The 18,368-nt window shown below is 75.0% G+C and carries 2 protein-coding genes; both read right to left on the bottom strand.

The annotated features are described in order from the left end of the window. The coding region (locus ACIP4Y_RS06790) for a type I polyketide synthase (RefSeq protein WP_401388728.1) at window positions 1-2,285 on the bottom strand (2,285 nt) is incomplete at its 3' end. 46 nt (window positions 2,286-2,331) lie between these two features. After that, window positions 2,332-18,345, bottom strand: a complete 16,014-nt coding sequence (locus tag ACIP4Y_RS06795) for an SDR family NAD(P)-dependent oxidoreductase (protein WP_401388731.1) — start codon at window positions 18,343-18,345, stop codon at window positions 2,332-2,334. Window positions 18,346-18,368 lie beyond the last annotated feature (23 nt).

An 18,368-nucleotide genomic window follows, 5' to 3' on the forward strand; every position in this document is an offset into this window, starting at 1 on the left:
GACAGAGCCTCCGCGAACTCCGCCAGCATCGGCTCCATCAGCGCCGAGTGGAAAGCGTGCGAGACCGTGAGCCGCTTGACCCGGCGACCCTGCTCTCGCAGCTCCTCAGCAACGGCGACAACCGCCGACTCATCGCCGGAGAGGACGACCGAACCAGGCGCATTCACGGCCGCCAAGTCCACCCCCTCACCCAGGTGTTCGGCGACCTCCGCCTCTGAAGCGGCCACGGCGACCATCGCACCGCCCGTCGGCAGGGCCTGCATCAACCGGCCGCGTGCCGCCACCAGCGCCGCCGCATCCTCCAACGACAGCACCCCGGCCACATGGGCCGCGACAATCTCACCGATCGAGTGCCCGGCCACCACGTCCGGCCGTACACCCCACGACTCCACCAGCCGGAACAGAGCCGACTCCACCGCGAACAACCCGGCCTGCGTGAACACCGTCTGGCCCAGCAGGCCCGCGTTGCCGAAGATCACTTCCTTGACCGACTGCTCCTGGCCGAGCTGCCCGTCCAAGGCAGCACACGCATCGTCCAGCGCCCGCGCGAACACCGGATACCGCTCATACAACTCACGGCCCATACCGACCCGTTGTGAACCCTGCCCCGGGAACACGAACACGGTCTTCCCGTCGGCAGCCGACCCCGTCACCACCAGCGGAGCCGGCTCCCCGTCGGCCAGTGCCCGCAGCCCGGAGACCACGTCCTCGCGGCTCTCGGCGACGACCACGGCCCGCTCGGACAGCAGGGCCCGCTGCGATACCAGCGCCCCCGCCAGCGCGGCCGGCGGCGTATCGGTCTCGCCCACGAACGCGGCCAGGCGCGCCGCTTGCCCCGCCAGCGCACCCGTGCTCCGCGCCGACACGACCACCGGCGCCACACCGTCGGCCGGAGCCACCGGCTCGGCAGCGGGCTCCTCCGGTGCCTGCTCCAGGATCAGATGGGCGTTGGTGCCGCTGACGCCGAAGCCTGAGACGCCCACGCGGCGCGGCCGGTCGATCTCCGGCCAGGGACTGGTGTGGTGGAGGAGTCGGACGGCGCCGGCGTCCCAGTCGACGCGGGTGCTGGGTTCCTCGGCGTGCAGGGTGGCGGGCAGGATGCCGTGGCGCAGCGCCTGGACCATCTTGATGACACCGGAGACGCCCGCGGCGGCCTGGGTGTGTCCGACGTTGGACTTCAACGAGCCGAGCCACAGGGGCCGTTCGCGGTCCTGGCCGTAGGTCGCGAGGAGGGCCTGCGCCTCGATCGGGTCGCCGAGGACCGTACCCGTGCCATGACCCTCCACGGCGTCCACGTCCGCCGGGGTCAGGCCGGCCGCGGCCAGGGCCTTGCGGATCACCCGCTGCTGCGAAGGACCGTTGGGGGCCGTCAGGCCGTTCGAGGCGCCGTCCTGGTTCACCGCGCTGCCGCGGATGACCGCCAGCACCCGGTGGCCCTTGCGCTGGGCCTCCGACAGCCGTTCCAGGACGACCACACCGGCGCCCTCGGCCCAGCCCGTGCCGTCGGCGGTGTCGGCGTACGACTTGCAGCGGCCGTCGGCCGCGAGGCCGCGCTGGCGGGAGAAGTCCACGAAGGTGTGCGGGGTGGCCATGACGGTGGCGCCGCCGGCCAGGGCCATCGAGCACTCGCCGCGCCGCAGGGCCTGGGCGGCGAGGTGGATGGCGACCAGGGACGAGGAGCAGGCGGTGTCCACGGTGACGGCCGGGCCCTCGAAGCCGAACACGTAGGAGATGCGGCCGGAGGCGACGCTGCCCGCGCCGCCGGTACCGGCGTAGCCCTCCAGTTCCGGCGGGAGGTTGCCGCCGATGAAGTAGTCGACGCCCATGATGCCGTTGAAGACGCCGACGTCCGCGCCCTTCAGGGAGAGCGGGTCGATGCCGGCCTGTTCGAGGGCTTCCCAGGAGGTTTCCAGCAGCAGGCGCTGCTGCGGGTCCATCGCCAGCGCCTCACGCGGGGAGATGCCGAAGAACTCGGCGTCGAACAGGCCGGCGTCGCGCAGGAATCCGCCCTGGCGGGCATAGGTGGTGCCCGTCGTGTCCGGGTCGTCGTCGAACAGTGCGTCCAGGTCCCAGCCGCGGTCGGCGGGGAAGTCGGACACGGCGTCCCGGCCCTCGGCGACCAGGCGCCACAGCTCCTCCGGCGTCGTCACGCCGCCGGGCAGCCGGCAGGCCATGCCGACGATCGCGACCGGCTCGTCCGCGTTCCGCCGGACCTGCCGGCGCAGGTCGTGCAGTTCGGTCGTGACGCGCTTGAGATACTTGAGGAGTTCCTGCTCTGTGGCCATCTTCCATTCCTCACCGAGGGTTTGACGGTCCGCGAAGGGGTGGCGGTCAGACGATTCCGAGTTCGTCGTTGATGAAGTCGAGGACTTCATCGGCGGAGGCGGATTCCAGTTGCTCCGCCACGGCGGAACCGTCTGTCTCGACCGCTCCGTTGCACTTCGCGACCAGGCCCTGGAGGCGAAGCACGATGTCGGCCTTCTTGGACTCGTCGGAAAGCAGTCCGGCGATCAGCGACTCGATGTCCTCGATCCTTTCGTGCACCAGCGACAGGGCGTCGTTGGTGGTGCCCAGTTCCGCGTGGAGGTGGCGGGCCAGAGCGAGGGGGTTCGGGTAGTCGAACACGACGGTGGCGGCGAGCTTGAGTCCGGTGGTCTCGCGGAGCCGGTTGCGCAGTTCGACGGAGGTGAGCGAGTCGAACCCGGCGTCCTTGAACGCCGTCTCGGGGCCGACGTGCTCCGCCCCGGCGTGGCCCAGGACGGTCGCGACGTGCCCGCGGACGAGGTCAAGGAGCAGGTTCTCCTGCTCGGCCGGGGCGAGTCCGGCGAGCCGGCGGGTGAGTCCGCCGGTGCTGTCCCCGGCCGTGGCGCGGGCCGGCTGGCGGCCGGTGCGGACCAGGCCGCGCAGCAGGGGCTGCACGGCGCGTCCCGCTGTGGCGTCGGCGCGCAGGGCCCTCAGGTCCAGCTTGATGGGGACGAGGAGTGCCTCGCCGGTGTCCAGGGCCGCGTCGAGGAGCCGCATGCCCTCGGCGGGTCCGATGGGCAGGACGCCGCCCCGGCTCATCCGGGCCTGGTCGGCGGCGCCCAGGTGGGCGGTCATGCCGCTGGTCTGCTCCCACAGGCCCCAGGCGAGGGAGGTGGCGGGCAGGCCGGCCGCCCGGCGCTGGTGGGCGATGGCGTCGAGGTAGGCGTTGGCGGCCGCGTAGTTGCCCTGGCCGGCCGAGCCGAACAGGCCGGACGCCGAGGAGAAGACGGCGAACGTCGTCAGGTCCCGGGTGCGGGTCAGTGCGTCCAGGTGCCGTACGGCGCTCACCTTGGGGGCGAACACCCTGGCGAGGCGTTCGGGCGTCAACGCGCCGATCACGCCGTCGTCCAGGACACCGGCCGTGTGGATCACACCCGTCAGCGCCGGGACGGAGTCCAGCAGCTGAGCCACCGCGGCGCGGTCGGACACGTCAGCGGCCACGAGGTCCACCGACTCCGCACCCAGCTCGGCCAGTTCGGCCGCCAGCAGCGTGGCCCCCTCGGCCTCCGCGCCGCGCCGGCTGGCCAGGACCAGGTGCCGTACGCCGTGCCGCTCGACCAGGTGCCGTGCCACCAGGGCACCGAGCGAGCCGGTACCGCCGGTCACGAGCACCGTGCCCCCGGGGCGGAACGCCACCGCCGGCTCGCTCTCGGGTGCGCGGACCAGGCGCGGCACCGAGAGGACCTGGCCGCGCACGGCCACCTGGGGCTCGCCGGACGCGAGGACGGGGGCGAGGAGGTCGTCGACGGGGGTGTCGGTGGCCGGGTCCAGGTCGAGCAGGACGATCCGGCCGGGGTTCTCGGCCTGGGCGGCGCGGACCAGACCCCACACGGCCGCGCCGGCCGCGTCGGTCAGCGTGGCGGCGCCGCCCGCGGGCACCGCGCCCCGGGTCACCACCAGCAGCCGCGCGTCCTCGAACTCGGCGTCGGTGAGCCAGGCCTGGAGGACCTCCAAAGCGGTGGCGGTCCGGGTGAGCGCCTCCTCGTCGCCGCCGTCGGAGCCCTGGAGGTCCAGGACGGCTGCCTCGGGCACCTCGCCCTTCAGCGCGGTGACCTCGGCGGCGCCGGCGACCCGCGTCCAGGCGGGGGCCGTCCTCGTGGCCGGTGCGGGGAGTTCGGTCCAGGCGACGCCGAACAGGGCGTCGCGGCCCTGGTCCGCCGTCGCGGCGGCGTCGAGCCGGTCGACGTCCACCGGGCGGAAGGTGACCGAGTCGACGGTCAGGACGAGGCCGCCGTTCTCGTCGGCCGCGACGAGGGACAGCACGTCGGTTCCGCGCGGTGTGATCCGTACCCGCAGGGCGGTGGCGCCGGCGGCGTGCAGGGCCAGGCCGTTCCAGGAGAACGGCAGGACGTTGTGCCCGTCGTCGGGCTGGGCGAAGGCGTCGGTGTGCAGGGCCGCGTCCAGCAGGGCGGGGTGCAGGCCGAACCGGGCCGCCTCGTCGCGCCGCTCGTCGGGCAGGGCGACCTCGGCGTAGATCTCCTCGCCGCGCCGCCACACCGCGCGCAGGCCCTGGAAGGCGGGGCCGTAGGCGTAGCCGTGGCTCGCCAGGTCGGCGTAGAAGGCGGTCGTGTCGAGGGCGACCGGTTCGGCGCCGGCCGGCGGCCAGACCGTGGTGTCGAAGGCGGGGGTGTCCGCCGCCGACGTGGTCAGGGTGCCGGTGGCGTGGCGGGTCCAGGCGTCGGTGCCGATCTCGCCGGCGGTGTTCTCCCGGGCCGAGTAGACGGCCACGCTGCGCAGGCCGTCGTCGTCCGGTCCGCCGACGGCGACCTGGACCCGGACCCCGCCCTGCTCGGGGACGACCAGGGGTGCCTCGATGACGAGTTCGTCCAGCACTCCGCAGCCGGCCTCGTCACCGGCGCGTACGGCGAGTTCGACCAGGCCGGTGCCGGGTACCAGGACGACTCCGCCGACGGCGTGGTCCGCGAGCCAGGGGTGGGTGCGCAGGGACAGCCGGGAGGTGCAGAGCACCCCGCCGGTCTCGGGAACCTCCACGACGGCGCCGAGCAGCGGGTGGTCGGCCGTGCTCTGGCCGAGGGCGACGGCGTCGGTGGCGGGGGCCATGTGCAGCCAGTAGTGCCGGTGGTCGAAGGCGTACGTCGGCAGATCCACGTGGGCCTCGGTGACGCCCTCGGGCAGGGCGGCCGCCCAGTCCACCTGCGCGCCGCGGACGAACAGCTCGGCCACGGACAGCAGGAGGGTCTGGGCCTCGCCGCGCTCGTCGCGCAGCGCGGGCACGCTCATCGCGTCCTCGCCCGCCGACTCCGCGATCGCGCCGGTCAGCGTGCCGCCGGGGCCCAGTTCCAGGAACACCGAGCCGCCGGAAGCGGCGATCCCCTCGGCGAAGCGGACCGGACGGCGGACGTGCTCCACCCAGTAGGCCGGGTCCGTCAGGCGGCCCGGTTCCGCGAGCCGGCCGGTCACGTTGGACACCACCGGGATCGTCGGCTCGTTCCAGGTCAGTCCGGACAGGGCCTGGGCGAAGCCGGCCAGCATCGGCTCCATCAGTGCCGAGTGGAAGGCGTGCGAGACGGTGAGCCGCTTGGTGCGGCGGCCCTGCTCGCGCAGCTTCTCCACCACGGCCACGACGGCTCCCTCGTCACCGGAGAGGACCACCGAGCCGGGCGCGTTGACCGCGGCGAGGTCGACGCCCGCGCCGAGGTACTCCTCGATCTCCGCCTCGGTGGCGGCGACCGCGACCATCGCACCGCCCGGTGCCAGGGCCTGCATCAGCCGGCCGCGGGCCGCGACGAGCGCCGCCGCGTCCGCCAGCGACAGCACGCCGGCCACATGGGCCGCGACCACCTCGCCGATGGAGTGCCCGGCGACCACGTCGGGTCGTACGCCCCAGGACTCCACGAGCCGGAACAGGGCCGTCTCCAGCGCGAAGAGGCCGGCCTGGGTGAAAACCGTCTGGTCCAGCAGGCCGCCGCCCGCGTTGCCGACCTCGCCGAAGATCACGTCCTTGACGGGATGGTCCGCCCAGCCGGCGAGCTGCGCGTCCAGGGCGGCGCAGGCCTCGTCCAGGGCGCGGGCGAAAGCAGGGTAGCGGTCGTACAACTCCCGTCCCATGCCGAGCCGTTGCGAGCCCTGGCCGGGGAAGACGAAGACCGTGCCGCCGGTGCTCTCCGAGCCGGTGACCACGATCGGCGAGGACTCGCCCGCGGCGAGCGCCGCCAGACCGGACACCGTCTCCTCGCGGGAGCCGGCGACGACCACCGCGCGCTCGGACAGCACCGCCCGCCGGGCGACGAGGGCGCCCGCGACGGCCGCCGGCGAGGCCTCGGTGTCCCGGACGAACGCGGCGAGCCTGCCGGCCTGTCCGGCGAGTGCGGCGGTGCTGCGCGCGGAGACCACCACCGGCAGCACGCCGTCGGCCGGCGCCACGGGTGCCGCGGCCGGCTCCTCGGGTGCCTGCTCCAGGATGACGTGGGCGTTGGTGCCGCTGACGCCGAAGGCGGAGACACCGGCCCGGCGCGGGCGGCCGGTCTCGGGCCAGTCCCGTGCTGCGGTGAGCACTTCGACCGCGCCCGCCGACCAGTCCACCTCGGTCGACGGCCGGTCGACGTGCAGGGTGGGGGGCAGGACCGCGTGCCGCAGCGCCTCGACGGTCTTGATGACCCCGGCGACACCGGCGGCGGCCTGGGCGTGGCCGATGTTGGACTTCACCGAGCCGATCCACAGCGGCTCTTCGCGGTCCTGGCCGTAGGTGGCGAGCAGGGCCTGCGCCTCGATCGGGTCGCCGAGGACGGTGCCCGTGCCGTGCGCCTCCACCGCGTCCACTTCGGACACCGACAGCCCGGCGCCGGCCAGCGCCTTGCGGATGACGCGCTGCTGCGAGGGCCCGTTCGGGGCGGTCAGGCCGTTGGACGCGCCGTCCTGGTTGACCGCGCTGCCCCGGAGCACCGCGAGGACCCGGTGGCCGTTGCGCCGTGCCTCGGAGAGGCGTTCCAGGACGATGACGCCCGCGCCCTCGGCCCAGCCGGTGCCGTCGGCGGACGAGGAGAAGGCCTTGCACCGGCCGTCGGGCGAGAGGGCCTGCTGGCGGGAGAACTCCACGAAGGTGTACGGGTTGGCGAGGACGGTGGCGCCGCCGGCCAGGGCCATCGAGCACTCGCCGTTGCGCAGGGCCTGCGCGGCGAGGTGGATGGCGACCAGCGACGAGGAGCAGGCGGTGTCGACGGTCACCGCGGGGCCTTCCAGCCCGAAGACGTACGACACCCGGCCGGAGGCCACACTGCCTGCGGAGCCGGTGGCGGTGAACCCGGCGAGTTCCGGCGGGAGTTCGCCGCCGAAGCCGTAGCCCTGGGTCATCACGCCGGAGAACACGCCGACGTCCGTGCCCTTCAGGGAGAGCGGGTCGATGCCGGCCCGCTCCAGCGCCTCCCAGGAGGTTTCGAGGAGCAGCCGCTGCTGCGGGTCCATCGCCAGCGCCTCGCGCGGGGAGATGCCGAAGAAGCCGGCGTCGAACTGGCCGGCGTCGTAGAGGAAGCCGCCCTGGTCGACGTACGACGTCCCGACGCGTCCGGGGTCGGAGTCGAACAGGCCCTCCAGGTCCCAGCCGCGGTCGGACGGGAAGCCGGACATGGCGTCCCGGCCCTCGGCCACCAGTTGCCAGAGGTCCTCGGGGCTGCTGACACCGCCGGGCAGCCGGCAGGCCATGCCGACGATCGCGATCGGCTCGCCGGGGTCGGCCGTGGCGACGGCCGGTGCCGGGGCGGCCGGGGCGGCGGTGACGTGCCCGAAGTGGCTGTGCAGGTGGCGGGCGAGGGCGAGCGGGGTCGGGTAGTCGAAGACGACGGTCGTCGGCAGGCTGAGGCCGGTGGCCTCACGGATGCGGTTGCGCAGTTCGACGGAGGTGAGGGAGTCGAAGCCGGCGTCCTTGAACGCCTTCTCCGCCCTGACCTGGTCGGCCCCCGCGTGGCCGAGGACGGTGGCGACCTGCCCGCGGACCACGTCCAGGAGCAGCGCCTCCTGCTCGTCCGGGGCGAGTGCGGCGAGCCGGTCGGCCAGGCCGCCGCCGCTGCGGTCCGCGGCGGCCGTCCGGGCGGCCTGCCGGGTGACCCGGATCAGGCCGCGCATCAGGGGCTGGACCGTGCCGCCGGAGGCGGCGTCGGCGCGGGCGGCCCGCAGGTCCAGCTTGATCGGGACGACGAGGGCCTGTTCGGCGCCGAGGGAGGTGTCGAAGAGGGCCAGGCCCTCCTCGGGGGTGAGGGCGCGGACGCCGCCCCGGCCCATGCGGGCCTGGTCGGTGGCGCTCAGGTGGGCGGTGAGGCCGGTGCTCTGCTCCCACAGGCCCCAGGCCAGCGACACGGCCGGGAGTCCGGCGGCGCGGCGGCGGGCCATCAGGCCGTCGAGGTAGGCGTTGGCGGCCGCGTAGTTGCCCTGGCCGGCCGAGCCGAACAGGCCGGCGCCGGAGGAGTAGACGGCGAAGACGCTCAGGTCCCGGGTGCGGGTCAGTTCGTCCAGGTGGGCGGCGGCGTGTGCCTTCGGGGCGAAGACGTCCGCCATCCGTTCGGGGGTCAACGCGCCGATCACGCCGTCGTCCAGGACACCGGCCGTGTGGATCACACCCGTCAGCGCCGGGACGGAGTCCAGCAGCTGAGCCACCGCGGCGCGGTCGGACACGTCAGCGGCCACGAGGTCCACCGACTCCGCACCCAGCTCGGCAAGTTCGGCCGCCAGCTCCGTGGCCCCCTCGGCCTCCGCGCCGCGCCGGCTGGCCAGGACCAGGTGCCGTACGCCGTGCCGCTCGACCAGGTGCCGTGCCACCAGGGCACCGAGCGAGCCGGTACCGCCGGTCACGAGCACCGTGCCCCCGGGGCGGAACGCCACCGCCGGCTCGCCCTCGGGTGCGCGGACCAGGCGCGGCACCGAGAGGACCTGGCCGCGCACGGCCACCTGGGGCTCGCCGGACGCGAGGACCGTGGCGAGGAGCGGTTCGACGGCGGTGCCGTAGGCGATGTCCGGGTCGGTGTCGGTGTCGATCAGGACGATCCGGCCGGGGTTCTCGGCCTGGGCCGCGCGGACCAGGCCCCAGACCGCCGCTCCGGCCGGGTCGGTCACCGCGCCGTCACCGCCGGCGGGCACGGCCCCCCGGGTGAGGACCACCAGCCGGGACTCCTCCAGGCTGGGCGCGGCGAACCAGGCCTGGAGCATGGCCAGGATCCGGTTGGCCTGGGACAGGGCGCCGTCCGCGGTGGCGTCCGGGCTGCCGTCGGGGGTGACGGCCTCGACCACGGCGACCGTGGGGCCGGTCGCCGCGCCGGCGAGGATCTCGACCTCGTCCGCGTGGAACAGCGGCACCCACTGCGGCACCTGCGCCTCGGCGGGGGCCGCGGGCAGTTCCGTCCACTCGACGCGGTAGAGCGAGTGACCGCCGTCGCCCCGGGCCGCCGTCAGCCGGTCGGCGGAGACCGGCAGGAAACCGAGGGCGTCCAGGGTCACGACCAGCTCGCCGGCCTCGTCGGCGGCCTCCAGCGCGAGCCGGCCGGCGCCGGACGGGGCGAGCCGCACGCGGAGCGTGGTCGCGCCGGTGGCGTGCAGCGTGAGCCCCTGCCACGCGGCGGGCTGCCACAGCCGCTGTCCGGCACCTTCCGGGTCGGCCGTGGCCGCGTGCCGCAGCCCCGACTGCACGGCGGCGTCGAGCAGCGCGGGATGGATGCCGAACCGCTCGGCGCCGGCCCGCTGGTCCTCGGGCAGCGCGACCTCGGCGAAGACCTCGTCACCGCGCCGCCACAGCGCCCGTACGCCCCGGAAGGCGGGACCGAACGGATGGCCGAGGCGGAGCAGGTCGTCGTAGAGCTCGTCGGTGTCGGCCGGGCGGGCGCCGGTGGGCGGCCACAGCGTCAGGTCGGCGCTCGCCTCCAAAGGGGTGGGCGGGGCGGGCGACAGCCGTCCGGTGGCGTGCCGGGTCCATGCGGCGGGCTCGGTGTCCTCGCCGGCCGCGTAGATGTCGACGGTGCGGGCGCCGCTGTCGTCGGGGCCGCCGACGGCGACCTGGACGCGTATGCCGCCCTCCTCGGGCAGCACCAGCGGGGTCTCGACGGTCAGCTCGTCCAGGCCGGCGGTGCCTGCCTCGTCGCCTGCGCGCAGGGCGAGTTCGACCAGGCCGGTGGCGGGGACGACGATCGCGCCGCCGACGACGTGGTCGGCCAGCCAGGGGTGGGTGCGCGGGGAGAGACGGGAGGTGAAGACCAGCCCGTCGGACTGGGGCAGCGGGACGACCGCGCCCAGCAGGGGGTGGTCGGCGGCGGACTGGCCGAGCGAGGCGGCGTCCGTCGCGGGCGCGGTCTTCAGCCAGTAGTGGCGGTGGTCGAAGGCGTACGTCGGCAGGTCCACGTGGGTGTCACCGGCGCCCTCGGGCAGCACACCGGTCCAGTCGACGGCGACGCCCTGGACGAACACCTCGGCCATCGACGCGAGCAGCCGCCGCAGACCGCCCTCTTCGCGGCGCAGGGAGCCGGTGACCACCGCGTCCGCCCGTGTCTCGTCCACGATCTCGCTGACCGGCTGGACGAGGACCGGGTGGGCACTGGACTCGACGAACACCGTGTGGCCCTCGGCGAGGAGTGCCTCGACGGCCGGGCCGAAGCGGACCTGCCGACGGAGGTTGCGGTACCAGTAACCGCCGTCCAGGACACCGGCCTCGCGCACCCACTCGCCGGTCACCGTGGAGTAGAACGGCACCAGCGGCGCCTGGCCACGGATGTCGGCGAAGGCCTCCGCCAAAGCCTGCTCGATCGCCTCGACATGGCGGGTGTGGGAGGCGTAGTCGACCGCGACCCGGCGCACCCGCACCCCGTCGGCCTCCAGCGCGGCCAGCGCCTCGTCCAGCGCCTCGGCGTCACCGGCGATCACCACCGAGGACGGGCCGTTGACGGCGGCCACCTCGACCCGCCCGTCCCACGCGGCGATGCGCTCGCCCGCTTCGGTCTCGGACAGCGCCACGGAGGCCATACCGCCCCGGCCCGCCAGCTCCCCGGCGATCACCTGACTGCGCACGGCCACGATCCGCGCCGCGTCCTCCAGCGACAGCGCACCGGCCACGCACGCGGCGGCGATCTCACCCTGCGAGTGCCCGACCACCGCATCCGGCACGACCCCGACGGACGCCCATACGGCGGCCAGGGCAACCATCACCGCAAAACTCGCCGGCTGCACCACGTCCACGCGTGCGATGAGGCCGGCGTCGGCCTCGCCGCGGAGCACGGCCGTCAAGTCCCAGTCCACCCAGGGTTCCAGGGCCCGCGCGCACTCCGCGATCCGCTCCGCGAACACCGGGGAGGTCTCCAGCAGCTCCCGGCCCATGCCGGTCCACTGCGAGCCCTGCCCCGGGAACACCAGGACCGTCCGCCCGGCCGCTCCCCCGGCACCGGTCAGCAGGCCGGCGGCCGACTCACCGCGGGCCAGCGCGGCCAGTCCGGCCACCGCCTCCTGCCGGGTCCCGGCGACGACCACGGCCCGCTCGGACAGGACGGCCCGGCGCGTCGCCAGGGCGGCCGCGATGTCCGCGAGGGACGCGTCCGTGCCGCCCGCGAAGGCGGCCAGACGCTCCGCCTGTCCGGCCAGCGAGCCCTCGGAGGACGCCGACACCACCAGCGGCACCACACGGTCGTGCGGCGCCGGTGCGGCGGCCGGTTCCTCGGGTGCCTGCTCCAGGATCAGGTGGGCGTTGGTGCCGCTGATGCCGAAGGAGGAGACGCCGGCCCGGCGCGGGCGGCCGGCGTCGGGCCACTCCCGTTCCTCGGTCAGCAGCTCGACGGAGCCCGCCGACCAGTCGACCTGCGGGGTGGGCTCGGTGACGTTCAGGGTGGGCGGCAGGACGCCGTGCCGCAGCGCCTCGACCATCTTGATCACACCGGCGACGCCGGCGGCGGCCTGGGTGTGCCCGATGTTGGACTTCAACGAGCCCAGCCACAGCGGCTGTTCACGGTCGCGGCCGTAGGTGGCCAGCAGGGCCTGGGCTTCGATGGGGTCGCCGAGCGCCGTGCCCGTGCCGTGGGCCTCGACGGCGTCGACGTCCGTCGCGGCCAGCCCGGCCGCCGCCAACGCGCGGCGGATCACCCGCTGCTGCGAGGGGCCGTTGGGGGCGGTGAGGCCGTTGGAGGCGCCGTCCTGGTTGACCGCGCTGCCGCGGACGACCGCCAGCACCTGGTGCCCGTTGCGGCGGGCCTCCGACAGGCGCTCCAGAACGACGATGCCGACGCCCTCGGAGAGGATCGTGCCGTCGGCGCCGGCGGAGAAGGCCTTGACCCGGCCGTCGGCTGCGAGGCCGCGCTGCCGGGACATGCCGAGCACGCCGATGGGCGAGCCCATCACGGCGACACCGCCGGCCAGCGCCAGGGAGCACTCGCCCTGCCGCAGTGCCTGGGCCGCCAGGTGCATGGCGACCAGCGAGGAGGAGCAGGCGGTGTCCACGGTGACCGCGGGGCCCTCGAAGCCGAAGACGTACGACACCCGGCCCGAGGCCACGCTGCCTGCGGTCGCGGTGGTGACGTAGCCCGCCAGCTCGGGGGGCATGTTGCTGAGGGACTCCAGGTAGTCGTGGATGGAGACACCGGAGAAGACGCCGACGTTTGCGCCGCGGGTCGAGCTGGGGTCGATGCCGGCGTTCTCCAGGGCCTCCCAGGTGGCCTCCAGCAGCAGCCGCTGCTGCGGGTCCATGGCCAGCGCCTCGCGGGGGGAGATGCCGAAGAACTCGGCGTCGAACTCGGCGGCGCTGTGCAGGAATCCGCTCTTGTGGACGTAGGAGGTGCCGGCCTTGTCGGGGTCGGCGTCGAACAGCTCGTCCAGGTTCCAGCCGCGGTCGTCGGGGAACTCCGTGATGCCGTCGCGGCGCTCGGTGACGAGCCGCCACAGGCCGGCCGGGTCGGTGACGCCGCCGGGCAGCCGGCAGGCCATGCCGACGATGGCGATGGGCTCGTCCGGGTCGGTCGTGACCACGGTGGGCGCGGCGGCACCGGCCGCGCTCTCGCCGAGTTCCTCGCGCAGGTGGCGGGCGAGCGCCACCGGGGTCGGGTAGTCGAAGATGAGCGTGGCGGGCAGCTTGACGCCGGTGGCGGCGGAGAGCCGGTTGCGCAGCTCGATCGCGGTGAGCGAGTCGAAGCCGATGTCGCCGAAACCGCGTGTGCCCTGGGCGAGTTCGGGTCCGCTGAAGCCGAGCACGGCGGTGGCCTCGGCCTGGATGATGCCCAGCAGGACGGCTTCCTGCTCGGCCTCGGCGAGGCCGGCGAGGCGGCGCAGCAGGCCGCTGCCGTCGCCGGCCGCGGCCCGGGCGGAGCGCCGGCCGGCCCGGACCAGGCCGCGCAGCAGATGCGGCACGGCGGCGCCTTTGGCGGCGTCGGAGCGCAGGGCGCGCAGGTCCAGCTTGATCGGGACCAGCAGGGCGCGGTCGGCGCGCAGTCCGGTGTCGAGGAGGGCGAGGCCCTCCTCGGGGGTGAGGGCGAGGACACCGCCGCGGCTCATGCGGGCCTGGTCGGTCTCGCTGAGGTGGGCGGTGAGGCCCGTGCTCTGTTCCCACAGGCCCCAGGCGAGGGAGACGCCGGGCAGGCCGGCCGCGCGGCGGTGGGCCATCAGGGCGTCCAGGTAGGCGTTGGCGGCCGCGTAGTTGCCCTGGCCGGCGGAGCCGAGGAGGGCGGCGGCGGAGGAGAACACCACGAACGAGCGCAGGCCGGGGGCGAGTTCGCGGGTCAGCTCGTCCAGGTGCCGTACGGCGGTGGCCTTGGGGGCGAAGACCCCGGCGATCCGCTCCTCGGTGAGCGCGCTGATCACACCGTCGTCCAGGATGCCGGCGAGGTGCACCAGGCCGGTCAGCGGGTGCTCGGCCGGGACGGCGCGCAGCAGTCCGGCGACCGCGTCGCGGTCGGAGACGTCGCAGGCGACGACGGAGACGGCCGCGCCGAGTCCGGTCAGCTCGGCGGTGAGTTCGGCGGCGCCCTCGGCGTCCGCGCCGCGCCGGCCGGCCAGCACCAGGTGCCGCACGCCGTGCCGGTCGACCAGGTGCCGGGCGACGAGGGCGCCGAGCGAGCCGGTGCCGCCGGTGATGAGGACGGTGCCGTCGGGGTCGAAGGCGGTGGTGGTGTCGTCCGCATGCGCCTCGGTATCGCCCTGGGCGTCGGCTGCGGGCGGCTCGGTGCCGGCCGTACCGCTCGTGTCCGTCGTCTCGGCGCGGACCAGGCGCGGCGCGGACAGGGCGGTGCCGCGGACGGCGAGCTGGGGTTCGCCGGTGGCGAGGAGCTGGGCGAGGACGGGGCCGGCGCCGGTGGCGGCGGCCGGGTCGAGGTCGACCAGGACCACCCGGTCGGGGTTCTCGGCCTGGGCGGCGCGGACCAGGCCCCAGACGGCGGCGCCGGCCGGGTCGGTGACGGCGCTGTCGCCGCCCGCGGCCACCGCGCCCCGGGTGGCCACCACCAGCCGGGCGGCCTCCAGTCCGGGGGTGGCCAGCCAGGCCTGCAGGACGCGCAGTACGCGGGTGGTGAGGATCTGGGCGTCGGAGCCGTCGCTGTCGGCGTCGAGGATCGCGGCGCCGGGGGCGCTGTCACGGTGGGTGAGCGCGGTGACGTCGTCGGCGTCGGCGACGCTCACCCAGGCGGGTGCCGTGGTGGCGCTTTCGGCGGCGGGCAGGTGCACCCAGTCGACGGCGAACAGGGCGTCCCGGTGGGCGCCGGCCGCGGCTCCGAGCTGCTCGGCGGAGACCGGCAGGGACACCAGGGAGTCCATGGTGAGGACGAGGGCGCCGGTCTCGTCGGCGGCCTGGAACGACAGGGCGTCGGGACCGGCGGGCGCGACCCGGACCCGCAGCGCGGAGGCGCCCTCGGCGTGCAGGACGAGCCCGTTCCAGGCGAACGGCAGGACGTTGCGGTCGTCGTCCGGGTTGGCGAAGGCGTTGGTGTGCAGGGCGGCGTCGAGCAGGGCCGGGTGGATGGCGAACTTGTCGGCGTTCTCCCGGTGGTCCTGCGGCAGGGCCGCCTCGGCGAAGAGTTCCTCCCCGCGCCGCCACACGCCGCGCAGGCCCTGGAAGGCGGGGCCGTAGGCGTAGCCGCGGGCGACGAGGGCGGCGTAGAAGTCGTCGATGGCGACGGGTTCGGCGCCGGGCGGCGGCCAGGCGGCGTAGTCGACGGCGGGCGCGGTGGACTGCGCGGGGCTGCCGGACAGCAGGCCGGTGGCGTGCCGGGTCCATTCGCCGTGGCCGTCGTCGTCGGTGGCGTCCTCGCGCAGCGAGTACACGTCGACGGTGCGCGAGCCGTTCGGGGTCGCGCCGCCGACGGCGACCTGCACGCGGACGCCCCCCTGTGGGGGCAGGACCAGGGGTGCCTCGATGACGAGTTCTTCGAGGGTGCCGCAGCCGAACTCGTCGCCGGCGCGGACGGCGAGGTCGACGTAGACGGTGCCGGGCACGATGACCACGCCCTGCATGGCGTGGTCGGCGAGCCAGGGGTGGGTGCGCAGCGAGAGGCGGGAGGTGAAGACCAGCCCGTCGGTCTGGGGCAGCGGGACGACCGCGCCGAGCAGCGGGTGGTCGCTGCCGGTCACGCCGAGGGAGGCGGCGTCACCGCCGTTCGCGGTGAGCTGGATCCAGTAGTGGCGGCGGTCGAAGGCGTACGTCGGCAGGTCGACGTGGGCGGTGCGGGCGGCCTCGGGCAGCACCCCCCGCCAGTCGACGCGGAGGCCGGCCGCGAACACCTCGGCCATGGAGGTGAGCAGCCGGCGCAGGCCGCCGTCGTCGCGGCGCAGGGAGCCGGTGACCACGGCGTCGGTGGTGTCGGTGGCGTCGGCGATCCCGGTGACGGGCTGCACGAGGACGGGGTGGGCGCTGGACTCGACGAACACCGTGTGGCCCTCGGCGAGGAGCGTCTCGACGGCCGGGCCGAACCGGACCTGCCGGCGCAGGTTGCGGTACCAGTAGCCGCCGTCGAGGACACCGGCCTCGCGGACCCACTCGCCGGTCACGGTGGACAGGAACGGGATCGCCGGCGCCTCGCCGCGGATGTCCGCGAACGCCTCGGTCAGGGCCTCCTGCACGGCCTGGACGTGCCGGCTGTGCGAGGCGTAGTCCACGGCGATGCGGCGCACCCGCACGCCCTGGTCCTCGAAGGCGTCCAGGACCTCGTCGAGGGCCTCGGCGTCACCGGCGATCACGACGGAGGACGGCCCGTTGACGGCGGCGACCTCGACGCGGTCGGCCCACCGTTCCAGCCGGGCGGTGACGTCCTCCTCGGCGAGCGCGACGGACGCCATGCCGCCGAGCCCGGCGAGCCGGCCGCGGATGACCTGGCTGCGGACGGCGACGATGCGGGCGGCGTCGTCCAGCGTGAGCGCGCCGGCCACGCAGGCGGCGGCGATCTCACCCTGCGAGTGGCCGACCACCGCGTCCGGTACGACCCCGACGGAGGCCCATACGGCGGCCAGGCCCACCATCACGGCGAAGCTCGCGGGCTGGACGACGTCCACGCGGGTCAGCAGGTCGGTGTCGGCCTCGCCGCGCAGCACGGCCTTCAGGTCCCAGTCGACCCAGCGGTCCAGGGCCCGGGCGCACTCCTCGATGCGGGCGGCGAACACCGGTGAGGCTTCGAGCAGTTCGCGGCCCATGCCGATCCACTGGGTGCCCTGGCCGGGGAAGACCAGGACGGTCTTGCCGGCGCCGGCCGCGCCGGCGGCGCCCCGGACGGTGCCGGGCGCCTGTTCGTCGCGGGCGAGGGCGGTGAGCGCGGCCAGGGCCTCGTCACGGGTCTCGGCGACCACGACCGCGCGTTCGCCGAGGATGGCGCGCCGGGTGGCGAGGGTGCCGGCTACGGCCGCGAGCGGGGTGTCCGGGGCGGCCTCCAGGAAGGCGGCGAGACGGCCGGCCTGCCCGGTGAGGGAGGCGGCGGAGGCGGCGGACACGACCAGCGGTACGACACCGCCGTGCGTCACGGAGGGCGCCGGTGCCTCTTCGTCGGGGGCCTGTTCCAGGATCAGGTGGGCGTTGGTTCCGCTGGCGCCGAACGAGGACACGCCGGCGCGGCGCGGGCGGCCGGTGTCGGGCCACTCGCGGGCGTCGGTGAGCAGTTCCACGGTGCCGGAGGACCAGTCGACCTGCGGGGTGGGGGCGTCGATGTGCCGGGTGGCCGGCATCCGGCCGTGGCGCAGCGCCTGGACCATGTTGATGACGCCGGCGACACCGGAGGCGGCCTGGGTGTGGCCGATGACGGACTTGACGGAGCCGAGGCGCAGGGGGTGTCCGGCGGGGCGGTCCTGGCCGTAGGTGGCGAGGATGGCCTGGGCCTCGATGGGGTCGCCGAGGACGGTGCCGGTGCCGTGGCCCTCGACCATGTCGACGTCGGCGGTGGTCAGTCCGGCGCCGGCCAGTGCCTTGCGGATGACGCGCTGCTGGGAGGGGCCGTTGGGGGCGGTCAGGCCGTTGGAGGCGCCGTCCTGGTTGACGGCGGAGCCGCGGATGACGGCGAGGACGCGGTGGCCGCGCTCGCGGGCCTGGGACAGCGTTTCGAGGAGGACGACACCGACGCCCTCGGCCCAGCTGGAGCCGTCGGCCGCGGCGGCGTAGGACTTGCAGCGGCCGTCGAAGGCGAGGCCGCGCTGGCGCGCGAAGCCGACGAAGCCGCCGGGGGTGGACATCACGGTGGAGCCGCCGGCGAGCGCCATGGAGCACTCGCCGCGGCGCAGCGCCTGCATGGCGAGGTGGATGGCGACCAGCGAGGAGGAGCACATGGTGTCGACGGTGACCGCGGGTCCCTCCAGGCCGAGGGTGTAGGCGATCCGGCCGGAGGCGACGCCGCCCGCGGTGCCGAGGGCCCGCTCCAGGCTGAGGAAGCCCTCGTGGCCGCTCAGGTCGGGGGCGTAGTCCTGGTGGACGATGCCGGCGAACACCCCGGTGTCGCTGCCGCGTACGGAGTGCGGGTCGATGCCGGCGCGTTCCAGGGTCTCCCAGGACACTTCGAGCAGCTGGCGCTGCTGGGGATCCATGGCGAGGGCCTCGCGGGGCGAGATGCCGAAGAACGCGGCGTCGAACTCGCCGGCGTCGTGCAGGAAGGCGCCCTCGCGGACGTACGTGGTGCCGGGGTTGTCCGGGTCGGGGTGGTAGAGCCCCTCCAGGTCCCAGCCGCGGTCCTCCGGGAACGTCGTGTAGACGTCGGTGCCGTCGGTCACCACCCGCCACAGGTCCTCGGGGGTGCGGATGCCCCCCGCGTACCGGCAGGCCATGGAGACGATGGCGATGGGCTCGGCAACGGCCGCCGCGAGTTTGCTGTTCTCCTGCTGCAGTCGCGCGTTCTCCTTGAGGGAGGCGCGCAGCGCGTTGACGATCTGGTCGTCCGGGCCCGACATATCCGTCCTCCGTGGTGCGTCCG

The sequence above is a fragment of the Streptomyces sp. NPDC088810 genome (assembly GCF_044750305.1).
Classification (GTDB): Bacteria; Actinomycetota; Actinomycetes; order Streptomycetales; family Streptomycetaceae; genus Streptomyces.

What these genes read in the sequence shown, in the direction of transcription:
- ACIP4Y_RS06795 (WP_401388731.1), bottom strand. Translation starts at nt 18,345, where the DNA reads ATGTCGGGCCCGGACGACCAGATCGTCAACGCGCTGCGCGCCTCCCTC.